22 protein-coding genes are annotated in these 20,727 nt (G+C 64.4%); 8 read left to right on the forward strand and 14 right to left on the reverse strand.

Annotated features, from left to right (window positions below):
• Nucleotides 1-3: 3 nt before the first annotated feature.
• The 13 genes from FHW64_RS22540 to FHW64_RS22600 all read right to left on the reverse strand — a co-directional run bounded on the left by FHW64_RS22540 (nucleotide 4) and on the right by FHW64_RS22600 (nucleotide 12,183).
• Entirely contained in the window at nucleotides 4-948 is a 945-nt protein-coding gene (locus FHW64_RS22540; RefSeq protein ID WP_260306288.1) for a substrate-binding domain-containing protein, read from the reverse strand.
• A 74-nt stretch (nucleotides 949-1,022) separates the two neighbouring features.
• Nucleotides 1,023-2,042, reverse strand: a complete 1,020-nt coding sequence (locus tag FHW64_RS22545; RefSeq protein ID WP_184530326.1) for an ABC transporter permease — start codon at nucleotides 2,040-2,042, stop codon at nucleotides 1,023-1,025.
• Nucleotides 2,014-3,546 (reverse strand): sugar ABC transporter ATP-binding protein, encoded by a 1,533-nt coding sequence (locus FHW64_RS22550; RefSeq protein ID WP_184530327.1) that lies wholly within the window; start codon nucleotides 3,544-3,546, stop codon nucleotides 2,014-2,016. Before FHW64_RS22550 ends, FHW64_RS22545 begins: the two co-directional genes overlap by 29 nt.
• Nucleotides 3,543-4,712, reverse strand: coding sequence for an ROK family protein (locus tag FHW64_RS22555; protein WP_184530490.1), 1,170 nt, complete (start codon nucleotides 4,710-4,712; stop codon nucleotides 3,543-3,545). Before FHW64_RS22555 ends, FHW64_RS22550 begins: the two co-directional genes overlap by 4 nt.
• A 305-nt stretch (nucleotides 4,713-5,017) precedes the next feature.
• Complete coding sequence (locus FHW64_RS22560; protein WP_184530329.1) at nucleotides 5,018-5,437, reverse strand: F0F1 ATP synthase subunit epsilon; 420 nt, start codon at nucleotides 5,435-5,437, stop codon at nucleotides 5,018-5,020.
• Between the two features lie 9 nt (nucleotides 5,438-5,446).
• The gene (gene atpD, locus FHW64_RS22565) at nucleotides 5,447-6,862 is read right to left on the reverse strand and encodes a F0F1 ATP synthase subunit beta (RefSeq protein ID WP_184530331.1); all 1,416 of its coding nucleotides are present in this window, start codon (nucleotides 6,860-6,862) and stop codon (nucleotides 5,447-5,449) included.
• Between the two features lie 52 nt (nucleotides 6,863-6,914).
• The gene (atpG, locus tag FHW64_RS22570) at nucleotides 6,915-7,790 is read right to left on the reverse strand and encodes a F0F1 ATP synthase subunit gamma (protein ID WP_184530333.1); all 876 of its coding nucleotides are present in this window, start codon (nucleotides 7,788-7,790) and stop codon (nucleotides 6,915-6,917) included.
• Between the two features lie 21 nt (nucleotides 7,791-7,811).
• Complete coding sequence (gene atpA / locus FHW64_RS22575; RefSeq protein WP_184530335.1) at nucleotides 7,812-9,365, reverse strand: F0F1 ATP synthase subunit alpha; 1,554 nt, start codon at nucleotides 9,363-9,365, stop codon at nucleotides 7,812-7,814.
• Between the two features lie 36 nt (nucleotides 9,366-9,401).
• Nucleotides 9,402-9,932, reverse strand: a complete 531-nt coding sequence (locus FHW64_RS22580) for a F0F1 ATP synthase subunit delta (RefSeq protein ID WP_184530337.1) — start codon at nucleotides 9,930-9,932, stop codon at nucleotides 9,402-9,404.
• Between the two features lie 7 nt (nucleotides 9,933-9,939).
• Nucleotides 9,940-10,410 carry a F0F1 ATP synthase subunit B gene (locus FHW64_RS22585; protein ID WP_184530340.1) on the reverse strand — a complete coding sequence of 157 codons (471 nt, stop codon included), beginning with the start codon at nucleotides 10,408-10,410 and terminating at the stop codon, nucleotides 9,940-9,942.
• A gap of 80 nt (nucleotides 10,411-10,490) precedes the next feature.
• Nucleotides 10,491-10,754 carry a F0F1 ATP synthase subunit C gene (gene atpE, locus FHW64_RS22590; RefSeq protein ID WP_019657641.1) on the reverse strand — a complete coding sequence of 88 codons (264 nt, stop codon included), beginning with the start codon at nucleotides 10,752-10,754 and terminating at the stop codon, nucleotides 10,491-10,493.
• Nucleotides 10,755-10,812: 58 nt separating this feature from the next.
• Nucleotides 10,813-11,682 carry a F0F1 ATP synthase subunit A gene (atpB, locus tag FHW64_RS22595; protein ID WP_184530342.1) on the reverse strand — a complete coding sequence of 290 codons (870 nt, stop codon included), beginning with the start codon at nucleotides 11,680-11,682 and terminating at the stop codon, nucleotides 10,813-10,815.
• A gap of 12 nt (nucleotides 11,683-11,694) precedes the next feature.
• Nucleotides 11,695-12,183 carry an ATP synthase subunit I gene (locus FHW64_RS22600; protein WP_184530344.1) on the reverse strand — a complete coding sequence of 163 codons (489 nt, stop codon included), beginning with the start codon at nucleotides 12,181-12,183 and terminating at the stop codon, nucleotides 11,695-11,697.
• A gap of 175 nt (nucleotides 12,184-12,358) precedes the next feature.
• Between FHW64_RS22600 and FHW64_RS22605 the strand changes: the two genes are divergently transcribed.
• The 8 genes from FHW64_RS22605 to FHW64_RS22640 all read left to right on the forward strand — a co-directional run bounded on the left by FHW64_RS22605 (nucleotide 12,359) and on the right by FHW64_RS22640 (nucleotide 19,626).
• The gene (locus FHW64_RS22605; RefSeq protein WP_184530346.1) at nucleotides 12,359-13,276 is read left to right on the forward strand and encodes a D-amino acid aminotransferase; all 918 of its coding nucleotides are present in this window, start codon (nucleotides 12,359-12,361) and stop codon (nucleotides 13,274-13,276) included.
• Entirely contained in the window at nucleotides 13,273-13,590 is a 318-nt protein-coding gene (locus FHW64_RS22610) for a YbeD family protein (RefSeq protein WP_184530348.1), read from the forward strand. Before FHW64_RS22605 ends, FHW64_RS22610 begins: the two co-directional genes overlap by 4 nt.
• 5 nt (nucleotides 13,591-13,595) lie before the next feature.
• The gene (lipB, locus tag FHW64_RS22615; protein WP_184530492.1) at nucleotides 13,596-14,264 is read left to right on the forward strand and encodes a lipoyl(octanoyl) transferase LipB; all 669 of its coding nucleotides are present in this window, start codon (nucleotides 13,596-13,598) and stop codon (nucleotides 14,262-14,264) included.
• 18 nt (nucleotides 14,265-14,282) lie between these two features.
• Nucleotides 14,283-15,275, forward strand: coding sequence for a lipoyl synthase (lipA, locus tag FHW64_RS22620; RefSeq protein ID WP_184530350.1), 993 nt, complete (start codon nucleotides 14,283-14,285; stop codon nucleotides 15,273-15,275).
• 45 nt (nucleotides 15,276-15,320) lie between these two features.
• Entirely contained in the window at nucleotides 15,321-16,865 is a 1,545-nt protein-coding gene (locus tag FHW64_RS22625; protein WP_184530352.1) for a class I adenylate-forming enzyme family protein, read from the forward strand.
• Nucleotides 16,846-17,973 (forward strand): SLC13 family permease, encoded by a 1,128-nt coding sequence (locus FHW64_RS22630; RefSeq protein WP_184530353.1) that lies wholly within the window; start codon nucleotides 16,846-16,848, stop codon nucleotides 17,971-17,973. The genes FHW64_RS22625 and FHW64_RS22630 overlap by 20 nt, the downstream gene beginning before the upstream one ends.
• A 37-nt stretch (nucleotides 17,974-18,010) precedes the next feature.
• Nucleotides 18,011-18,712: an AraC family transcriptional regulator gene (locus FHW64_RS22635; RefSeq protein WP_184530355.1), complete on the forward strand. Its 702-nt coding sequence runs from the start codon at nucleotides 18,011-18,013 to the stop codon at nucleotides 18,710-18,712.
• A 74-nt stretch (nucleotides 18,713-18,786) separates the two neighbouring features.
• Entirely contained in the window at nucleotides 18,787-19,626 is an 840-nt protein-coding gene (locus FHW64_RS22640; RefSeq protein WP_184530357.1) for a DMT family transporter, read from the forward strand.
• Between the two features lie 3 nt (nucleotides 19,627-19,629).
• Here the strand turns inward: FHW64_RS22640 and FHW64_RS22645 are convergent, their stop codons facing one another.
• On the reverse strand, nucleotides 19,630-20,664 hold the full coding sequence (locus tag FHW64_RS22645) for an NADP-dependent oxidoreductase (protein ID WP_184530359.1): 1,035 nt from the start codon (nucleotides 20,662-20,664) through the stop codon (nucleotides 19,630-19,632).
• Nucleotides 20,665-20,727: the final 63 nt, after the last annotated feature.

Here is a 20,727-nt window from a genome sequence, read left to right on the forward strand (position 1 = left end):
GGGTTAGAAAGGTGAATCCGGGTGGTAGAAGTCCTTGGCGTTGTCCTTCGTGATGAGCACCGAAGGAATGATCGTCGTCGCCGGCAGCTTCTCGCCCTTCAGGCGCGCTTCGGCCGTAAGCTTGATCGCGTCGTAGATGAACTTCGGCGAATAGCTCACGTCGGCATCGATGCGCTTGTCCTTGCCGTCGACGATGGTCTTGACCATGCCCTTCGCACCCGCACCACCAAAGATCACCTTGATGTCGTTGCGCTTGGCTTGCTCGATCGCCTTGAGCACGCCCACGGCCATGTCGTCGTCCGCCGCCCAGATCGCGTCGATGTCCTTGAAGCGCGTCAGGTAGTCCTGCGTGACCTTGAAGGCGTCGTCGCGGTTCCAGTTGGCGTACTTCGCGTCCAGCAGCTTGATGTCGGGGTAGTTCTTGAGCACGCTGTTGAAGGCGTCCATGCGCTCGTTGTCGAGCGTGGTCGGGATGCCGCGCAGCGCGACGACATTGCCCTTGCCGCCAAGCTTCTTGGCGATGTATTCGGCCGGGATCTTGCCGAAGGCGGTGTTGTCGCCGGCGACATAGGCATCCTGCGCACTGGTGTCGGTCAGGCCGCGATCGACCACCGTCACATAGGTGCCCTTGGCCTTGACCTGTGCGACCGGCTTGGTGAGCGCCGCCGACTCGAACGGGAAGATCACGAGCGCGTTGATCTTGCTCACGGTCGAGAGATCCTGCAGCTGGTTCGCCTGCTCGGGCGCGTTGGCAGCAGTCTTGATCGTGATCTTCAGATCCTTGTGCTCTTTCTCGAGGTCCTTCTTCGCCTGGTTGGCCCAGTAGTTGATGCCGCCCATGAAGCTGTGCGTCGCGGCGGGGATCGATACGCCAAGATTCACCGGCTCCGCGGCCGCAAGGACCGGGATCGCGGCGAAGCTCGCCGCAGCGACCGCGCTCAGGACCATGCGACGGGAAATGGAAGTCTTCATGCTGCTTGTCTCCTTGGTTGATGAAACGGAACGGACGGGAAACCCTTGCGTCATCGGCGGCCCCGCTGGAGGAACGCGACGACGATGATGACGAAACCCTGCACCGCCGCGTTGAGGTACACGCTGATGATGCTGGTGAGGTTGAGGATGTTGCTGATGACCGAAAGCAGGATCGCGCCGATCACCGTGCCGATGACGCTGCCCGATCCGCCCTTGAGCGCGGTGCCACCGACGATCACGGCTGCGATCGCTTCGAGCTCCCATAGCAAGCCGGTCGTGGGCGATGCCGAGCCAAGGCGCGGCACGTAAAGCAGGGTCGCGATGCCCACGCACACGCCGAGGAACACATAGGTGAGCACCTTCACGCCATCGACGCCGACTGCCGCATAGCGCGCAACCTGCTCGTTCGAGCCGATGGCCTGCACGTAGCGTCCATAGGCCGTGCGGTTGAGGATCAGCCCGCCGATGACCGCGACGATGAGAAAGACCCACACCGGGATCGGCACGCCGAGCAAGCTCGCGTAATAGACCGGTGCATAGACATCCGAAAGCTCGTTGTCGAGCGTGAGCGCGCCGCCATTGGCGAAGTAGGTCAGGTAGGCGCGGAAGATGCCCAGCGTGCCCAGCGTCACGATGAAAGGTTCGATCCGCCCCTTGGTGATGAGCAGCCCGTGCGCGAGGCCGAACACCGCCCCGAGCACCACGGCGAGCACGGCGCCCAGCACCACCGCGAGCACCGGTGAACCGACCATCGGCCCCATCGCGTTGATGAACATGATCACGCAGCCCGCGATCAGCGCCGCCATCGAACCCACCGAGAGATCGATGCCGCCTGAGATGATCACGAAGCACATACCGACCGCGATGATGCCGATGAAGGCGGTGCGCGTGAGCACGTTCATCGCGTTGTCGAGCGTCGCGAAGTCGCTGTTGAGCAGCGTGCCCGCGATGCACAGCAACACGAGACCGATGACGGGACCGAAGCCGTGCAGGCGCTCGGTCCAGCGCGGCTTGGCCTCGGCGCGATGCTGCACCTGCGACTCAGTGCTCGATGGCTGTTCCGGTGGCATGAGCAATTAGCTCCTCTTCTGTCAGTTTGTCGGCGTTCAAGGTGGTCACGAGATGACCGGCGCGCATCACGGCGACGCGATGGCACAGGCCGATCAGCTCCATCAACTCGGACGAGACCACGACTACCGCGAGCCCTTCGCGCGCGAGACGCTGGATCAGGAAATAGATGTCGCGCTTGGCGCCGACGTCCACGCCGCGCGTGGGTTCGTCGAGCACCACGATCTTCGGTTGCGGCTGCAGCACCTTCGCGAGCGCCAGCTTCTGCTGGTTGCCGCCGGAGAGCGACGAGGCGCGCGCATCGAGGTCACCGGTACGGATGCCGTAGTCCTTCACCGCCGCCGCGAGCGCGCTGCGCTCCGCTTCGGGATGAAGCCACGGAGTCGCGTAGCGTTCGAGCGCCATCAGCGTGAGGTTCTGGCGCAAGCCGAAGTTGACGTGAAGGCCCTTGCCTTTACGGTCTTCACTGAGATAGGTCAGGCCGTGCTTCGCGGCCTGACGCGGATTGCGCAGTTGAACGGCCTGCCCGTGGATCTCGACATGGCCGCTCGAAGGGCGCAGCCCGAGCAGGCCTTCGAACAGTTCAGTACGCCCTGCCCCGACGAGACCGGCGAAGCCCAGGATCTCGCCCGGTCGTACTTCGAAGCTCGCATCCTCGGCCCAACCGGGCACGGTGAAGTTGCTGACGCGCATCGCCGGCGCGACGTCCGCGACCACTTCGTCGCGCGGCGGATAGAGGTCGGCAAGTTCGCGGCCGACCATGAGGTTCGCCATCTTGTGCCGGGTGACGTCGGCCGTCAGCGCCCGCGCGACGAAGCGGCCGTCGCGCATCACGATCACCTCATCGGTGACGCGCTCGACTTCGTCGAGCTTGTGCGAGATGTAGACCACCGTCACGCCATCTGCCCGCAACTGCGCGATGAGCTTGAAGAGCCGCTCGGTTTCGCCGGGAGTCAGCGTGGCGGTCGGCTCGTCCATGATCAGCAGCCGCGCGTGGCGAGAGAGCGCTTTCGCGATCTCGACGAGTTGCTTCTCGGCGACGATCAGGCGACGCACCTTGGTGGCCGGATCGACATGCAGGCCCACTTCGGCCAACGCGGCGGCAGCATCCCGCGCCATCGCAGCATCGTCGAGCAGCCAGCCCCTCTTCTTTTCATGACCGAGGAAGATGTTTTGCGCGATGCTGAGGTCTTCGGCGAGGTTGAACTCCTGGTGGATCAGCACGATGCCCAGCGCCTCCGCGTCGCGCGAGCTGACGAACTGCTGCGGCTGCCCGTTGACGCGCAAGCTGCCGCCGGTGAGCGACTCGTAGCCTGCGAGGATCTTCATCAGCGTCGACTTGCCCGCGCCGTTCTCGCCGAGCAGGCCATAGACCCGGCCGGGTTCGAGCGAGAAGCTCACGCCGTGCAGCACTTGCACCGGCCCGAACGCCTTCACCACGTGGTCGAACTCGACAGCGACTGCGGCCTTCTGTCGCGGCGTGGCGATGGCTGCGGTGCTCGTCATGGCGCCACACCTCGCACCTTGAGGGTTTCCTGCATCGCGAGCACGCCGGCGCCGATCAGGCCGGCCTGACCTTCGAGCGGCGTGTACTGGATCTCGAGATGGCGCGTCGACAGTGCCAGCGAACGCTGATAGACGCTCTGCCGCACCGCCGCGAGAAACAGAGGTCCGATGCGCGTGATGCCGCCGCCGATGAAGACATGCGACGGATTGAAGAAATTGACGATGGACGCCAGCATCTGGCCGATCAGGTTGCCGGCGCGCTGGACGATCGCATTCGCTGCGGCATCGCCCGCACGGCTTGCCTGGCCGACGTCGATCGCTTCGATGCGTCCCTGCGTGCGCAGGCATTCGGCGAGCGCGGCGCTTTCGCCCGCTTCGGCGGCCTGCACGGCCATGCGCGTGATCGCGGGACCGGCGGCCATCGCTTCGACGCAGCCGAGGTTGCCGCAGTGGCAGCGCGGCCCTTCCTGGTCGACGCAGATGTGGCCCACATCGCCGGCTGATCCCGCGGCGCCTCGATACACCTCGCCATGGCAGACGATGCCGCAGCCGATGCCGGTGCCGACCTTGATGACGAGGAAATTGGAGAGCGAGCGCTTGAGCCGCCACAGCTCGCCCAGCGCCATGAGATTGACGTCGTTGTCGACGAAGACCGGGGCGGCATAGTCTTCGCGCAGGTAGTCGCGGATCGAGAAGCTGTCCCACGCCGGCATCAGCGGCGGATTCACGAGTTGGCCAATCTCGAAATTGACCGGGCCGGGGACGCCGATTCCGATGCCCAGTACTTGCTTGGCGGTGAAGCCAGCGCGCGCCAGCAATTCCTTGATGAGCCCACGAACGCGCGCGAGCACCACGCCAGGGCCTTCGCGCACGTCCGCCGGTTCCGCGTGATGCGCGAGCACGGTCAGGTCTGGGGCGAGGACAGCGACATCGAGGCTGGTCGCGCCGATGTCGACGCCGACCAGCACGCCCAACCCTGCGTGGAGTTGGAGGCTTTCAGGCCGGCGTCCGCCGGTCGATCGCTGCAGGCCGATCTCGGAGAGGAGCCCTTGCTCGACCAGGCCCGCGATCAAGGCGTTTGCCTTGCTCTTGGAGAAGCCCAGCTGTTCCGCCATGCCGTGGCGCGAGTTCCCCGCGGACCAGAAAGTGGTCTCGAGCAACTGCATCTCGTCGGCGGTCAGGCGACTCCAGGGGGTCACTCGTTGTCTCCGTCTGTTCTTTGTAGCGTCCGGTACCGAGGGGCAATCGGACGAAGGCGAATACTAGGAGGAGATCTTCAGCCGAACAAGACTTAACTTCGGACAAATTCAGGCCGAACGGGCGCAAACCGCAACGTCAGAAACAGAAAAGCCGCCCAAAGGCGGCTTTTTCTTTACCAGGAACACCGCAGAACCGGCTCTGCCGGGCTGCTGGTGTTGCCCCCGGTTGGGGGGTACCCGAGCCACACGAAGTGGGCGAGGCTGGGGGCGAGCTACTTCTTGTCTCGATACTTCCGCAGCGCCGCGATCTGCGCGGCCATGACGGTGAGTTCGGACTGAGCCAGGGCAATGTCGATGTCGCTCTTGGCGTTCTTCAGTGCCTCTTCCGCGCGGGACTTTGCGGCGCTAGCCTTCTCGTCGTCCAGGTCCTTGCCGCGGATCGCGGTGTCGGACAGCACGGTCACCGTGGTCGGCTGCACTTCCAGGATGCCACCGGCCACGAAGACGAATTCCTCACCGCCGTCAGCCGTCTCGATGCGCACGGCGCCGGGACGGATGCGCGTGATCAGCGGCGTGTGGCGCGGGTAGATGCCGAGCTCACCAGCTTCGCCGGGGAGCGCGACGAACTTGGCCTCGCCCGAGAAGATGGACTCCTCGGCGCTGACCACGTCCACGTGAATGGTGCCTGCCATGGTGATTCCTTAAGCGACCTTCTTGGCCTTCTCGAACGCTTCGTCGATGCCGCCCACCATGTAGAACGCCTGTTCCGGCAGGTGGTCGCATTCGCCGTTCACGATCATCTTGAAGCCGCGGATGGTCTCGGACAGCGGCACGTACTTGCCAGGCGACCCCGTGAACACTTCTGCGACGTGGAAAGGCTGCGACAGGAAACGCTGGATCTTCCGGGCGCGAGCCACGGCCAGCTTGTCTTCCGGCGCGAGTTCGTCCATGCCCAGAATCGCGATGATGTCGCGCAGTTCCTTGTAGCGCTGCAGGGTGCCTTGCACCGCACGGGCCACGCCGTAGTGCTCTTCGCCGACCACGTGCGGATCGAGCTGACGCGAGGTCGAGTCGAGCGGGTCCACAGCGGGGTAGATACCGAGCGAAGCGATGTCACGCGACAACACCACGGTCGAATCCAAGTGGGCGAAGGTCGTTGCAGGCGACGGGTCGGTCAAGTCATCCGCCGGCACGTACACGGCCTGGATCGAGGTGATCGAGCCGACCTTGGTCGACGTGATCCGTTCCTGCAGGCGGCCCATTTCTTCAGCCAGCGTCGGCTGGTAGCCCACGGCGGAAGGCATACGGCCCAGCAGAGCGGACACTTCGGTACCGGCCAGCGTATAGCGGTAGATGTTGTCGACGAAGAAAAGAACGTCACGGCCTTCGTCGCGGAACGATTCGGCGATCGTCAGGCCGGTCAGTGCCACGCGCAGACGGTTGCCCGGCGGCTCGTTCATCTGGCCGTAGACCATCGACACCTTGGAGTTCGCCAGGTTCTCCTGGTCCACCACCTTGGCGTCCGACATTTCGTGATAGAAGTCGTTGCCTTCGCGGGTACGCTCACCCACACCGGCGAACACCGACAGACCCGAGTGAGCCTTGGCGATGTTGTTGATGAGTTCCATCATGTTCACGGTCTTGCCCACGCCGGCGCCACCGAACAGACCCACCTTGCCGCCCTTGGCGAACGGGCAGACGAGGTCGATCACCTTGATGCCGGTTTCGAGCAGATCCTGCGAGGGAGAGAGCTCGTCGTAAGCCGGTGCCTTGCGATGGATCGGTGCGGTGAGTTCCTGGCCGACGGGACCACGCTCGTCGATCGGGTTGCCCAGCACGTCCATGATGCGGCCCAGCGTGGCCTTGCCGACGGGCACCGTGATCGGCGCACCGGTGTTGACCACGGTGATGCCGCGGCGCAGACCGTCCGACGAACCGAGTGCAATGGTACGGACCACGCCGTCGCCGAGTTGCTGTTGCACTTCGAGGGTCAGGCCGCCGCCTTCGTACTTCAGGGCGTCGTAGACCTTGGGCATCTTGTCACGCGGAAACTCCACGTCGACCACGGCGCCAATACATTGAACGATCTTGCCTTGAACTGCGTTTTCTTGAGCCATCATCTGCTCCGATAAAAATTTAAATCTGGTTGACGTCCGACACCTGGCTGGCTCAGACGCCAGCGGCGGCCGCAGCGCCCGAAACGATCTCGGACAGTTCCTTCGTGATGCCTGCCTGGCGGGTCTTGTTGTAGACCAGCTTGAGTTCGTTGATCACGTTGCCAGCGTTGTCCGTGGCTGCCTTCATGGCAACCATGCGCGCCGACTGTTCGGAAGCCATGTTCTCTGCGACGGCCTGGTACACCAGCGATTCGACGTAGCGCACCAGCAGTTCGTCGATCACGCTCTGCGCATCGGGCTCATAGATGTAGTCCCAGGAATGCTGGTCCTTCTCGGCCTTCAGCGACTCCGCCGGCAGCGGCAGCAGTTGCTCCACCACCGATTCCTGGCGCATCGTGTTGATGAACTTCGTGTAGCAGAGATAGACCGCGCTGAGCTTGCCCTCGGCGTAGGCGTCGAGCGCCACCTTGACCGGACCGATCAGCTTGTCGAGGTGAGGCGTGTCACCCAGCTGGGTGACATGCGACACCACACGAGCGCCGACGCGGTTCAGGAAACCCAGGCCCTTGTTGCCGATCGCCACAGCCTCGATGGCCGTAGCGGCCGACTGCAGCTCGCGCATCTTGGCCGTCACGGCACGCAGCACGTTGGTGTTCATGCCGCCGCACAGACCCTTATCGGTCGTCACGACGATGAAGCTCGCCGCCTTCGCGTCGTGCGTCTTCATGAACGCGTGGGTGTACTCCGGGTTCGCCTGGCCGAGGTTGGCCGCGATGCTGCGGATCTTCTCGCTGTAGGGGCGGGCGGCACGCATGCGATCCTGCGCCTTGCGCATCTTCGACGCGGCCACCATTTCCATGGCCTTGGTGATCTTCTTGGTGTTCTCCACCGATTTGATCTTGCCGCGGATTTCCTTACCAGCTGCCATTGGGGCTCCTTGCTCGGTCGATCAGGCGAACGACTTCTTGAACGCGGTGACGGCTGCGTTCAGCTCGGCTTCGGCGTCCTTGTCGAGGGCCTTGGACTGCTCGATCTTGTCGAGCAGCGCGCCATGGCTCGCCTTCAGGAATTGATGCAGACCATGCTCGAACGGCAGAACCTGCTTCACGTCGATATCGTCCATGAAGCCCTTGTTCACCGCGAACAGCGAGGCACCCATCAGCGAGATGGGCAGCGGGCTGTACTGGGCCTGCTTCAGCAGTTCGGTCACGCGGGCACCGCGGTCGAGCTGCTTGCGGGTCGCTTCGTCCAGGTCGGAAGCGAACTGTGCGAAGGCTGCGAGTTCACGGTACTGGGCGAGGTCGGTACGGATACCGCCCGACTGGCCCTTGATGACCTTGGTCTGTGCCGACGAACCCACGCGCGACACCGAGATACCGGCGTTGATGGCGGGGCGGATACCGGCGTTGAACAGGTTGGTTTCCAGGAAGATCTGGCCGTCCGTGATCGAGATCACGTTGGTCGGAACGAAGGCGGACACGTCGCCGGCTTGCGTTTCGATGATCGGCAGTGCGGTCAGCGAACCGGTCTTGCCCTTGACTTCACCCTTGGTGAAAGCTTCGACGTAGTCGGCGTTCACGCGAGCAGCACGCTCCAGCAGACGGCTGTGGAGGTAGAACACGTCGCCAGGGTAGGCTTCGCGGCCGGGCGGACGACGCAGCAGCAACGACACCTGACGGTAGGCCACGGCCTGCTTGGACAGGTCGTCATAAATGATCAGGGCATCTTGACCGCGATCGCGGAAGTATTCGCCCATCGTGCAGCCCGAGTACGCAGACACGTACTGCATGGCGGCCGATTCAGAAGCGGACGCTGCCACGACGATGGTGTATTCCATCGCGCCGGCTTGTTCCAGAGCACGGACCACGTTCTTGATCGACGAGGCCTTCTGGCCGATCGCGACGTAGACGCAGGTCATGTTCTGACCCTTCTGGTTGATGATCGCGTCGATCGCCACGGCGGTCTTGCCGGTCTGACGGTCGCCGATGATCAGTTCGCGCTGGCCACGGCCGATCGGCACCATCGAGTCGATGGACTTCAGGCCGCTCTGCATCGGCTGGTCAACCGACTGACGTGCGATCACGCCCGGCGCGACCTTTTCGATCACGTCGGTGAGCTTGGCGTTGACAGGACCCTTGCCGTCGATTGGCTGGCCCAGTGCGTTCACCACGCGGCCGATCAGCTCGGGACCCACCGGCACTTCCAGAATGCGGCCCGTGCACTTGACGGTGTCGCCTTCGGAGATGTGCTCGTACTCGCCCAAGATCACGGCGCCGACGGAGTCGCGCTCCAGGTTCAGCGCGAGGCCGAACGACGGCGTGCCATCGGCCGTGGGCGGGAACTCGAGCATTTCGCCCTGCATGGCGTCCGACAGGCCGTGCACGCGCACGATGCCGTCGGTCACCGACACCACGGTGCCTTCATTGCGGATGTTCGCGCTGACGCCGAGACCTTCGATGCGGCTCTTGATCAGTTCGGAAATTTCTGCGGGATTGAGTTGCATGACTCTTTCCTTCTTTCGTTAAGGGGGCTGGTGGCCTCAGGCCACCAGCGCAACTTTCATTTGTTCAAGACGCGCTTTGACGGAGGTGTCGAGCACTTCGTCGCCGACCACCACACGGATGCCGCCGATCAGCGACGGGTCCTGCTGGACGGTGACCTGCAGCTTGCGGCCGAAACGCTTTTCGAGCGTGGCGGCGACGTTGCCCAACGCGGTCGCATCGATGGGGAAGGCGCTGTACACCACGGCATCGGACGTACCGCTCTGCGCGTTCGCCAGGGTCCGGAACTGCTTCGCGATTTCCGGCAGCGCATGGAAACGCCCGTTCTCGAGCAGCGCCATCAGAAAGTTGTTCGCGGCAGGCGGCAGGGGCGCGCCGAACGCACCGCCAACCACGCCGATCACTTGATCGGCCGTGACCTTCGGGTTGTCCGCAAACTGCTGAAGTTCGGGGTTGGCGCCAATGGCCGCAACCTTTTCGAGCCAGGCTGCCGCGCCGCTCAGATCCGACGCGGAGGCCTTGAAGAGCGCTTCTGCGTAGGGGCGTGCAATGGTGGCGAGTTCTGCCATGGCTTGATCAGAGTTCCGTCTGCAGGCGGGACAGCAAATCGGCGTGGACGGCCGGATTCACTTCCTTGCGCAGAATCTGCTCGGCGCCCTTGACGGCCAGCGCAGCGACCTGCTCACGCAGGGCTTCGCGCGCCTTCATGGCCTGCTGGTCGGCTTCGACACGGGCAGCCGCGATGATCTTGTTGCCTTCTTCCGTGGCGCGAGCCTTGGCCTCTTCAACGATGGCCTGCGCACGACGTTCGGCATCTGCAAGACGCTGGGCGGACTCGTTCCGAGCCTGGCCGAGTTCAGCTTCGACGCGCTTGTTGGCGGCGCTCAGTTCGGACTTGGCCTTGTCGGCAGCAGCCAGGCCTTCGGCGATTTTCTGGGCACGATCGTCCAGCGCCTTGGCGATAGGCGGCCACACATACTTCATCGTGAACCCGACCAGGATCAGGAACACGATCATCTGGATGATCAGGGTACCGGTAATGCTCACTTTTCACCCTCTCTTTGGGAATGAATCCAACGTCATTCAGCGATGAACGACATGGGTTCGACGAGAAAGCCTAGGACCGATTACTTCGGCAGGTTGGCGATTTGCGAGAGGAACGGGTTGGCGGTTGCGAACCACAGCGCGATACCGGTACCGATAATGAACGCGGCGTCGATCAGACCAGCCAGCAGGAACATCTTGGTTTGCAGTTCGCCCATCAGCTCAGGTTGACGCGCAGCCGACTCGAGGTACTTGCTACCCATGATGCCGATACCGATACAAGCGCCAACAGCACCCAGACCGATGATCAGGCCAGCGGCCAGAGCGACAAAGCTAATAACTTCCATGATGACTCCTAGAGGACTTTGGTTGAAGAGAAAAGAAAAACGAAACTGAAACGGACGATCAGTGGTGATCGTGTGCCTGACCCACGTAGACAAGGGTCAGCATCATGAACACGAACGCCTGCAGCGTGATGATCAGGATGTGGAAGATGGCCCAGGCGGTGCCGGCAATGATGTGACCCAGCGCGAGGAGGATGCCGGTGGCAGAGAGCGTCCAGGCACCACCCATCAGCGCGATGAGCAGGAAGATCAGTTCGCCGGCGTACATGTTGCCGAACAACCGCATGCCATGCGACACGGTCTTGGCCACGAACTCGATGATCTGCATGGCAAAGTTGAACGGGTACAGCGCCCAGTGATTGCCAAAAGGCGCGGTGAAGAGCTCGTGCACCCAGCCACCCAGACCCTTGATCTTGATGTTGTAGTACAGGCAGATCAGCAGCACGGAAACCGAGAAGCCCATGGCCACCGAGAGGTCGGCCGTGGGGACGACGCGCAGGTACGCATGGTGCGGATCGCCGCCGGTGGCGGTGTAGGCCTGGCCCCAGAGGTACGGGAGCAGGTCGACGGGCAACAGATCCATTGCGTTCAGCATCAGGATCCAGATGAAGATCGTCAGCGCGAGCGGGCCGACGAACTTGCGGCTTTGCGCGTTGTGGACGATGCCCTTGGCTTGCTGGTCGACCATTTCGACGAGGATTTCGACCGCCGCCTGGAATCGGCCAGGCACACCCGAGGTGGCCTTGCGGGCGGCGAGCCACATGAGCCAGCAAGCCACCACGCCCAGCACGATGGAGAAGAAAAGCGAGTCGAAGTTGAGAACGGACAGATCAGCCACACCTTTGGGCGTGGAGCTCTGAAGATGCGTCAAATGGTGAACGATGTATTCACCAGCGGTTTGACCATGTTCCGCAGCGTTTTCAGCAGCCATCCGTTACTCGTCTCAAAGTTTCGGGCGCTTGGGAGCCAGCATCACAGCCACCCAAGCCGCCTTCATTGTCACCACCAAGCCGATCAGCATTGCTGGCCAGCTCAGCGCCATTACGAGCCTTGGCGCGGCGATCAGCATCGCCATCGTCAAGGCCAACTTGACCATTTCCCACAAAAAGAATCCGAATACCGCAGTACCCGGATTCAGTGAAGCAAACCTGCCGGTCAGCCCCCGCGCGAACACCGCCGCGGGCAGAACGACCGCGAGCGCGCCGTATCCGGCGGACCATCCCAGATTTTGCCTCCCTGTGAGCCCCCAGGCGGCCAATGCCACCAGGAGTCCCGCCGCAACCTGAATCGCGATCACGCGCCACGGCGAGACCAACGGCTTCCTGTCACGAAGCCGCTGCGCCTCCTCGGCGGTCAGCGGCTTGAATTCTCCGTCCAGGTCGGGAGTGTCCTCATGGATTCCCTTTGAGACATCGCGGGCGATTGTTTTCATGTCGAATGAAGCCCGGATGACGACCCAGAATTTCTACAAAGCCATTGATTATAGGTAGAAAGCCACGCGCTTCGACCAAGTTGGCGACACATGGCGGGATTTGGTCCTTGCGTCGGATGCCGAATCGGCATTGGGCCGCTTGGAAAGCTCTCATGCGCCCCCACCATAATTCCCCATGCACCCGATCATCGACGCTCTTCCCGATTCACTCTGTTACCTCGACGGCACCTATACGCCGCTTCGCGACGCGAAGGTGAGCGTGCTCGATCGAGGCTTCATCTTCGGAGATGGCGTCTACGAAGTCGTGCCGGTCTATGAGGGGCATCTTTTCTGCTTCGAAGAACACATGGCGCGGCTGGATCGCTCGCTGGCCGAACTGCAGATCGCCAATCCACTGACGGCTGTGCAATGGCGTGCCATCGCCGCTCAACTCATTGAAGCCTCGCCGGCCTCCGCGCGCGCCGGCATGCAAGGCCTCTACATACAAGTCACACGCGGCGTCGCACCTCGCGAACATGCCATGCCGCAAGGATTGAAGCCGACCGTCTTCGTGATGGTGAACCCGATGAAGCCCGTTCCGGACGCTGTGCGCGCCAAGGGCGTGGCTTGCGTCAGCGCGCATGATTTCCGCTGGCAGAAGGCGCACATCAAGAGCACCAGCCTGCTGGGCGCAGTGCTCGCGCGGCAGATCAGCGTCGAGGCGGGCGCGGCGGAAACCATCATGTTTCGCGGCGACTGGCTGAGCGAAGCGTCATCGAGCAACGTGTGGATCGTCAAGCAGGGCGCGGTGATCGGGCCGCCGAAAGATGAACTGGTGCTCGCCGGCATCCGCTACGGCCTCATCGAGCGCCTATGCGCCGAAGCAGGCATTCCTTTCACCTTGCGCCGCATTGGACGCGACGAGGTCTTCGCCGCGGACGAACTTCTGCTGTCTTCGGCCAGCAAGGAAGTCCTGCCTGTCGCGACGCTCGACGGCCTCACGATCGGCAACGGCCAACCCGGCCCCATCTACCAGACCCTTTTTGCCGCCTACCAGCAAGCCAAGGAAGACGCGAAGGCGCGCAGCACCCAGGACATCGGAGTCACAGCATGAGCACCCCCACCACCCCGCCCACCGGCGAAACGCCCGACACCCCGGTGGATGCCCGCAAGGATTCGCTGATCGAGTACCCCTCGAAGTTCCCGATCAAGGTCATGGGCGCCAAGGTCGACGGCTTCGTGCATGCGATCACGCAGGTCGCCGAGCGCTTCGACCCGACCTTCGACGCCAGCACCGTGGAGCTGCGCCCCAGCAAGGCCGGAAACTACCTCGGCGTGACGATCACCGTCACTGCAACGAGTCGCGAGCAGCTCGACGATCTGTATCGCGCGCTTTCCAGTCACCCGATGGTCAAGGTGGTGCTCTGAGCGCCCTGCAAGTCTCGCTGCTGGGTCGCGTCGACTACGCCGGGACCTATGCGGCGATGCAGAAGGCGACGGAGGAGCGCTCAGCGGATTCGCTCGACCAGCTCTGGATCTGCGAACACCCGCCGGTCTATACGCAAGGTCTGGCCGGCAAGGCTGACCATGTCCTGAACCCCGGCGAAATCCCCGTCGTGCAAACGAATCGCGGCGGGCAGGTGACCTACCACGGCCCCGGCCAGGTGGTGGCCTATCCGCTGATCGACCTGCGCCGCGCCGGTTACTACGTCAAGGAATACGTCTACCGGATTGAGGAATCGGTGATCCGCACCCTCGCCCACTTCGGCGTGACCGGGCACCGCATAAGTGGCGCCCCCGGCATTTATGTGCGCCTCGACGATCCTTTCTCGCATGCCGCGCTCACCGGCCCGACACACCCGGACGACCCGTTCCGGGGCCTTGGCAAGATCGCCGCACTGGGCATCAAGGTGAGCCGGCACTGCACTTACCACGGCGTCGCCCTCAACGTGGCAATGGACCTTGAACCCTTCAACCGCATCAACCCTTGCGGCTATGCAGGGCTGAAAACCGTCGACCTTTTTACAATCGGCGTCCGAACAACCTGGGACGAAGCGGCGCAGGTGCTGGGCAGTAAGCTCAACGTCTACCTCGCACCTTGAGCCCGCCAGAGAGAACGCATGAGCACCCCGCACGCTGAACCCACCGTGGTCCGAGAGGCCCAAAGTGCCGCCGACTACAACCCCTCGGCCAAGCAGAAGGCCGCAGCCAAGCTGTCCCGGATCCCCGTCAAGGTGGTCCAGGGCGAGGTGCTCAAGAAGCCCGAGTGGATCCGCGTGAAGGCCGGTTCGCCCACCACCCGCTTCTACGAGATCAAGCAGATCCTGCGTGAAAGCAACCTGCACACGGTCTGCGAAGAAGCCTCGTGCCCGAACATCGGCGAATGCTTCGGCAACGGAACCGCGACCTTCATGATCATGGGCGACAAGTGCACGCGCCGCTGCCCGTTCTGCGACGTGGGCCATGGCCGGCCCGACCCGCTCGACAAGGACGAGCCGCTCAACCTCGCGAAGACCATCGCGAAGCTGCGCCTCAAGTACGTCGTGATCACGAGCGTCGACCGCGACGATCTGCGCGACGGCGGCAGCCAGCACTTCGTCGATTGCATCCGCAACATCCGCGAGTTGTCGCCCCAAACGCAGATCGAGATCCTGGTGCCCGACTTCCGCGGCCGCGACGACCGCGCGCTCGAGATCCTCAAGGCCGCGCCGCCGGACGTGATGAATCACAACCTGGAGACCGCGCCGCGCCTGTACAAGGAAGCACGCCCGGGCAGCGACTACCAGTTCAGCCTGAACCTGCTCAAGAAGTTCAAGGCGCTGCACCCTGACGTGCCGACCAAGAGCGGCATCATGGTCGGCCTCGGTGAGACCGACGAAGAAATCCTGCAGGTCATGCGCGACATGCGCGCGCACGACATCGACATGCTGACCATCGGCCAGTACCTTGCGCCGAGCAACAGCCACCTGCCGGTGCGCCGCTACGTGCATCCCGACACCTTCAAGATGTTCGAGGACGAGGCCTACAAGATGGGCTTCAGCCACGCTGCAGTGGGTGCGATGGTGCGCAGCAGCTACCACGCGGACCAGCAGGCGCACGCGGCGGGCGTCTGATCGCCCTCGCCCGGGAGACGGGCGAACATTCCAGGCAGAAGAACAATGAGCGACTTCGAACGAGCCATCGAGCGGGATTTCGGCGTGATCGCCGAACTCGTTCATCTCCATGCGCAGCAATCGCCGGAACGCCCAGCGCTCGCAGACGCCGAGCACACGCTGAGCTACCGCGCGCTCGATGCGTTGATGGACCGCATCGCAGCCAGCCTTCAGCGCGATGGGCTGCAGTCCGGCGATGCCATCGCCATCTGCGCGGCATCGAGCGTGAACTACGCCGCCATCTTCCTGGGCGCGCTTCGCGCAGGGGTCGCGGTGGCACCGCTCGCACCGGGCTCCACGCCTGCAAGCCTCGCGCGCATGATCGAGGACGCTGGCGCGCGCATCCTCTTCGTCGACGCGGCGGCTGCAGAGACCATCGGAGAGGCCGCAGCGCCTTCCGTCCCACGCATCGCCATTGACGGCTCCAAGGCCGGGAGCGATTTCGACGCGTGGCTTGCGGCGGCAGGCAGCGTACCCGCATCCGTCGAGCCGCAACCCGCCTGGCCCTTCAACATCATCTATTCCTCCGGCACCACTGGCGAGCCCAAGGGCATCGTGCAGGGCCACGGCATGCGCTGGGCCCATGTGCGTCGCGGCGCGAAGTACGAGTACGGCCCCGAGACCGTCACGCTGCTGTCGACGCCGCTCTACTCGAACACCACGCTGGTCGTGTTCTTCCCGACCATCGCCTTCGGCGGCTGCGTCGTGCTCATGCCCAAGTTCGACGCCGCGGCTTATCTCAAGCTCGCCGAACGCCTCCACGTCACGCACACGATGCTGGTGCCGGTGCAGTACCAACGGCTGATGGCACGGCCCGATTTCGATGCGCACGACCTGTCGAGCTTCCGCTTCAAGTTCAGCACCAGCGCGCCATTCAACGCTGCACTCAAGGCCGACGTGCTCGCGCGCTGGCCGGGCGGGTTGATCGAGTTCTACGGAATGACCGAAGGCGGCGGCACCTGCATCCTCGAAGCGCATCTGCACCCGGACAAGCTGCACACCGTCGGCACGCCGGCAGAAGGCAGCGACATCCGGTTGATCGACGAATCGGGCCGCGAAGTCCCCGTTGGAGAAGCCGGCGAGGTCGTCGGCCACTCGGCCGGCATGATGGTCGGCTACCACCGCCAGCCGGCGAAGACACGCGAGGTCGAGTGGTTCGACACCACTGGCAAGCGCTTCATCCGCACTGGCGACGTTGGCCGCTTCGATGCGGACGGCTTCCTTACGCTGTTCGATCGCAAGAAGGACATGATCATCAGCGGCGGCTTCAACATCTACCCGAGCGATCTCGAAACCGTGGTGCGCGGCCATCCGGCGGTAGCGGACGTCGCGGTGGTCGGCGTACCCTCTGAACAATGGGGCGAAACGCCTGTGGCCTTCGTGGTGCGGCGCGAAGGCGACGCCACGGATGCCGACGCCGTGCTGCAATGGACCAACGCGCAGTTGGGCAAGACGCAGCGCCTCGCGCGGTTGAACTTCATCGACGAGCTTCCGCGCAGCGCGATCGGCAAGGTGCTCAAGCGCGAATTGCGTGAACGCGAAATCCGCTGAAGGCACAGCCGGCGCCCATAAGGAGGGCGGCGGCAACGGCCTGTTGTGGGTGCTGCTCGCGGCGGCGGCCGTCTTCGCTTTCGTGCGGCCGCGCGCGCCTGTCGACTACGTTCGGCTCGTCGACTGGCAGACCATCGGCGCGCTGGCCGGCCTGCTTGCGATCACGCAGGGTGTCGAGCGCAGCGGCATGCTGCAGAAGCTCGCGACGCGCTTGCTTTCTCGCACCACCGAGCTTCGCCATCTCGTCTACCTGCTGACCGCCAGCGCAGCGCTGCTTTCGGCGCTGGTCACCAATGACGTCAGTCTCTTTCTGCTCGTGCCGCTCACGCGCGTGCTGGCCGAGCAGGCCCACCTGCCGCTCGGGCGTCTGGTGGTGCTTCAGGCGCTCGCGGTCAACGCGGGGTCGGCGCTGACGCCGATCGGCAATCCGCAGAACCTCTTCCTCTGGCACCGCTCGGGCGACAGTTTCATCGGCTTCATGACCATGATGGCGCCGACCGTCGCGGTCATGCTGTTCTGGCTCTTCGTCGCGATCCGCTTCCTGGTGCCGCGCGCACCGATCCTGCTCAAGCCCTCGGGCGATGAAGTGCCCGTCGAGCCGCGCCTGCTGACCCTTTCCGGCATTCTGTTCGTCGCCTTCGTGATCGCGCTGGACCGGCACTGGATGGTGCCGGGGCTCGTTCTGGTGTTCGGCGCTTTCCTGCTGCTGCGCCCGCGCGTGCTGCTCGGGGTGGACTGGACGCTGCTCTTGATCATCGCGCTGATGTTCATCGACCTGCGCCAGCTCGCGGATCTGCCCGCGGTGACCGCGGTGTTCGCGGATTTGCCGATCCGCGAAGGCTGGCGTGCGTACCTTGCGGCCATCGTGACTTCGCAGGTCATCAGCAACGTGCCGGCGACCATCCTGCTCGACGGCTTCGTGCACGACCTGCCCGCGCTGGCGGCGGGCGTGAGCGTCGGCGGATTCGGCTGCGTGCTGGGCTCGCTGGCCAACCTGATCGCACTGCGCCTTGCCAAGCTGCCGAACGGACTGCGCGAGTTCCATCGCATCAGCATTCCGTTCCTCTTGCTGTGCGGCGCGACGGCCCTGCTGCTGCGGCTCGGGTGACAGGGTCGCGCGAGGCATGGAGAATCAATCGACTTCCATGGCCGCTGCACTTCCTTCCTCCAATGGGCTTTCGCTGCGACGCTACGGCGCATCGCGCGGCAGCCATGCGCACGACCATTTCCAGGTACTGATCGGCCTCGATGGGGTGCTGGACCTGGAAGTCGAAGGACGCGGCCACCGCGTCGGCGCGGGCGACGGCTGGGTGGTGACGCCCGGCGACCGGCACGACTTCGAATCGAGAAACGGCAGCCACTGCCTCGTCCTCGACACCACGCAGGACCTGTGGGCGCAGTGCGCAGGCCGAACACCGCTCTCGCCGCAGCTTCTGGCGCTTGCGCGCTACCTGGCCCTGTGCGTGTCGGAGCCCACGACGTCGCCGACCGCGCTGCATCAGGCGCCCGCCTTGCTGCTCGAAGCGTGGGGTCCGCTGCTGCCGAACGGCCGTCGCCGCGCGATCGACTGGCAAGGGCTCTCCGATTGGGCGCGAAGCCGCTGGCATCGCCCCCTCGGCGTCGCGGACCTCGCGGCCGTCGTCTGCCTGAGCCCCAGCCAGTTCGCGCAACGCTGCCGCGACGAGCAAGGCATGAGTGCCATGCACTGGCTGCGTGCGCAACGCCTGCTTCACGCGCGTCAGTTGCGCGACCGTGGCATCGGTGTTGCCGAGACCGCTAGGCGCACGGGCTACCGATCGCCTTCGGCGCTGACGGCGGCGATGCGGCGCTCGGCCAACGCGGGCTGAAGCCCCCAAAAACCGTCGTCGCGCGACGACGCGCCGTCGTTTCGCGACGATCGCTGCGCTTAAGCTCGGCGGCCATGTCCTCGACCCTGTACGCCCTCGCCGCCATCGCCCTCTGGGCCACCCTGGCTTCGCTGGGCACTTCACTCTCGCACCTGCCGCCATTCCTGCTCACCGGCCTCGCGCTGATGATCGGCAGCGCGATGAGCTGGCCGCTGGTGCTGCGCAATCCGCGCGTCTGGGCCGTGCCGGCACGCACGCTGGCGCTGGGCGTCTATGGGCTGTTCGGCTTTCACTTCCTGCTTTTCATCGCGCTGCGGCTTGCGCCGCCGGTGGAAGCCAACCTGGTCAACTACCTCTGGCCGCTCTTCATGGTGGTGCTTGCGCCAGTGTTGTTGCCGGGCATGTCGCTGCGGGCCTTGCATATCGTGGCCGCGCTGCTGGGATTCACGGGCGCGGCAATCGCGATCCTCGGCGCGCGCGGTGCGGCTTCAGGCGGTGGAAGCTACTGGGGCTTTCTGCCCGCGCTCGGCTCGGCCTTCATCTGGGCGAGCTATTCGCTGTGGACGCAGCGCGTCGCCGCATTTTCGACGACGGCGATCGGCCTGTTCGGGCTGGTGTCGGGTGCGCTTTCGCTCGTCTGCCACGCGCTGCTGGAGCCTTCCGTCGCCCTCTCCGCACGCGACTGGCTGCTGGTCGCGCTCTGCGGGCTTGGCCCGCTCGGCGCGGCATTCTTCTTCTGGGACATGGCGCTCAAGCGCGGCGATGCGCGCCAGATCGGCATCCTGAGCTACATCACGCCACTGGCTTCGACCGCATTGCTGATGCTTGTGACACAGCGGCCGCTGAGCTGGACGATCGCGCTCGCGGCCGTCCTCATCATCTCCGCGGCCGTCATGGGCACGCGGGCACGTTGAGACTCAGTCCGCGACCTTGAGCACCAGCTTGCCGAAGTTCTCGCCGGTGAAGAGCTTCGTCAGCGCTTCCGGGAAGGTTTCAAGCCCTTCCACCACATCTTCGCGGCTCTTCATGCGGCCATCCTTCAGGTAGGCCGACATCTCCGCGATCGCGAGGTGGTAGCGGTCGGCGTAGTCGAACACCACCATGCCCTGCATGCGCGCGCGGTTCATCAGCAGGCTCAGGTAGTTCTTCGGCCCCTGGATCGGCGTCGTGTTGTTGTACTGGCTGATCGCGCCACAGATGATGATCCGCGCGCCGCGCGTGATCTTCGCGAGCGCCGCGTCGAGGATGTCGCCGCCCACGTTGTCGAAGTAGATGTCGATGCCCTTCGGGCAATGGGCCTTCAGCCCGTCGCGCACCGCAGCAGGGCCGGCCTTGTAGTCGATGCAGGCGTCGAAGCCCAGTTCCTTGACCACGAAGTCGCACTTGGCCTGTCCGCCGGCGATGCCGACCGCGCGGCAGCCCTTGATCTTCGCGAGCTGGCCGACGGTCTGACCCACTGCGCCGGCCGCGCCGGAAACCACCACGGTCTCGCCCGGCTTGGGCTCGCCGATGTCCATCAGGCCGAAGTAACCGGTCATGCCCGGCATGCCGAGCACATTGAGCCATTGGCCGATCGTGCCCATCGAAAGGTCGATCTTCACGAGGCCCGAGCGCTTGATCTCCTCTTGCGGGACCAGCGCGTATTCCTGCACGCCCAGCGTGCCGTAGACGACATCGCCCACCGCGAACGCCGGGTTGCGCGAGGCGACCACGCGGCCCACGCCGCCGGCGCGCATCACCGCGCCCAGTTCGACCGGCGCGATGTAGCTCTTGCCCTCGTTCATCCAGCCGCGCATCGCGGGGTCGAGCGAAAGCGACAGCGTCTTGACCAGCACGCCGCCATCCGCCGGATCGGCGACCGGCTCGGTGGTGAATTGCCAGTCGTCGCGGGTGGCCGCGCCTTGCGGTCGCTTGGCGAGGCGGATCTGCCGGTTGCTCAGGGTGGTGGTCATGCGCGCGTCTCCTTCAGGGCTGGGGCTGCGGATCGTAGCCCCGGCCGGCGCCACCGTGGGTAG

Source organism: Variovorax sp. Sphag1AA (assembly GCF_014192575.1).
In the GTDB taxonomy this organism is placed as follows: domain Bacteria; phylum Pseudomonadota; class Gammaproteobacteria; order Burkholderiales; family Burkholderiaceae_C; genus Variovorax.

Excerpts from the sequence above, each read along its gene's own strand:
- FHW64_RS22645 (WP_184530359.1), bottom strand. The coding sequence starts at position 20,664 with ATGACCACCACCCTGAGCAACCGGCAGATCCGCCTCGCCAAGCGACCG.
- FHW64_RS22555 (WP_184530490.1), bottom strand. The coding sequence starts at position 4,712 with ATGCAGTTGCTCGAGACCACTTTCTGGTCCGCGGGGAACTCGCGCCAC.
- atpD (WP_184530331.1), bottom strand. The coding sequence starts at position 6,862 with ATGGCTCAAGAAAACGCAGTTCAAGGCAAGATCGTTCAATGTATTGGC.
- atpE (WP_019657641.1), bottom strand. The coding sequence starts at position 10,754 with ATGGAAGTTATTAGCTTTGTCGCTCTGGCCGCTGGCCTGATCATCGGT.
- lipA (WP_184530350.1), top strand. The coding sequence starts at position 14,283 with ATGAGCACCCCGCACGCTGAACCCACCGTGGTCCGAGAGGCCCAAAGT.
- FHW64_RS22580 (WP_184530337.1), bottom strand. The coding sequence starts at position 9,932 with ATGGCAGAACTCGCCACCATTGCACGCCCCTACGCAGAAGCGCTCTTC.
- atpB (WP_184530342.1), bottom strand. The coding sequence starts at position 11,682 with ATGGCTGCTGAAAACGCTGCGGAACATGGTCAAACCGCTGGTGAATAC.
- FHW64_RS22550 (WP_184530327.1), bottom strand. The coding sequence starts at position 3,546 with ATGACGAGCACCGCAGCCATCGCCACGCCGCGACAGAAGGCCGCAGTC.
- atpG (WP_184530333.1), bottom strand. The coding sequence starts at position 7,790 with ATGGCAGCTGGTAAGGAAATCCGCGGCAAGATCAAATCGGTGGAGAAC.
- FHW64_RS22610 (WP_184530348.1), top strand. The coding sequence starts at position 13,273 with ATGAGCACCCCCACCACCCCGCCCACCGGCGAAACGCCCGACACCCCG.
- FHW64_RS22540 (WP_260306288.1), bottom strand. The coding sequence starts at position 948 with ATGGTCCTGAGCGCGGTCGCTGCGGCGAGCTTCGCCGCGATCCCGGTC.
- FHW64_RS22635 (WP_184530355.1), top strand. The coding sequence starts at position 18,011 with ATGGCCGCTGCACTTCCTTCCTCCAATGGGCTTTCGCTGCGACGCTAC.
- FHW64_RS22625 (WP_184530352.1), top strand. The coding sequence starts at position 15,321 with ATGAGCGACTTCGAACGAGCCATCGAGCGGGATTTCGGCGTGATCGCC.
- FHW64_RS22545 (WP_184530326.1), bottom strand. The coding sequence starts at position 2,042 with ATGCCACCGGAACAGCCATCGAGCACTGAGTCGCAGGTGCAGCATCGC.
- FHW64_RS22640 (WP_184530357.1), top strand. The coding sequence starts at position 18,787 with ATGTCCTCGACCCTGTACGCCCTCGCCGCCATCGCCCTCTGGGCCACC.
- atpA (WP_184530335.1), bottom strand. The coding sequence starts at position 9,365 with ATGCAACTCAATCCCGCAGAAATTTCCGAACTGATCAAGAGCCGCATC.
- FHW64_RS22605 (WP_184530346.1), top strand. The coding sequence starts at position 12,359 with ATGCACCCGATCATCGACGCTCTTCCCGATTCACTCTGTTACCTCGAC.
- FHW64_RS22560 (WP_184530329.1), bottom strand. The coding sequence starts at position 5,437 with ATGGCAGGCACCATTCACGTGGACGTGGTCAGCGCCGAGGAGTCCATC.
- FHW64_RS22600 (WP_184530344.1), bottom strand. The coding sequence starts at position 12,183 with ATGAAAACAATCGCCCGCGATGTCTCAAAGGGAATCCATGAGGACACT.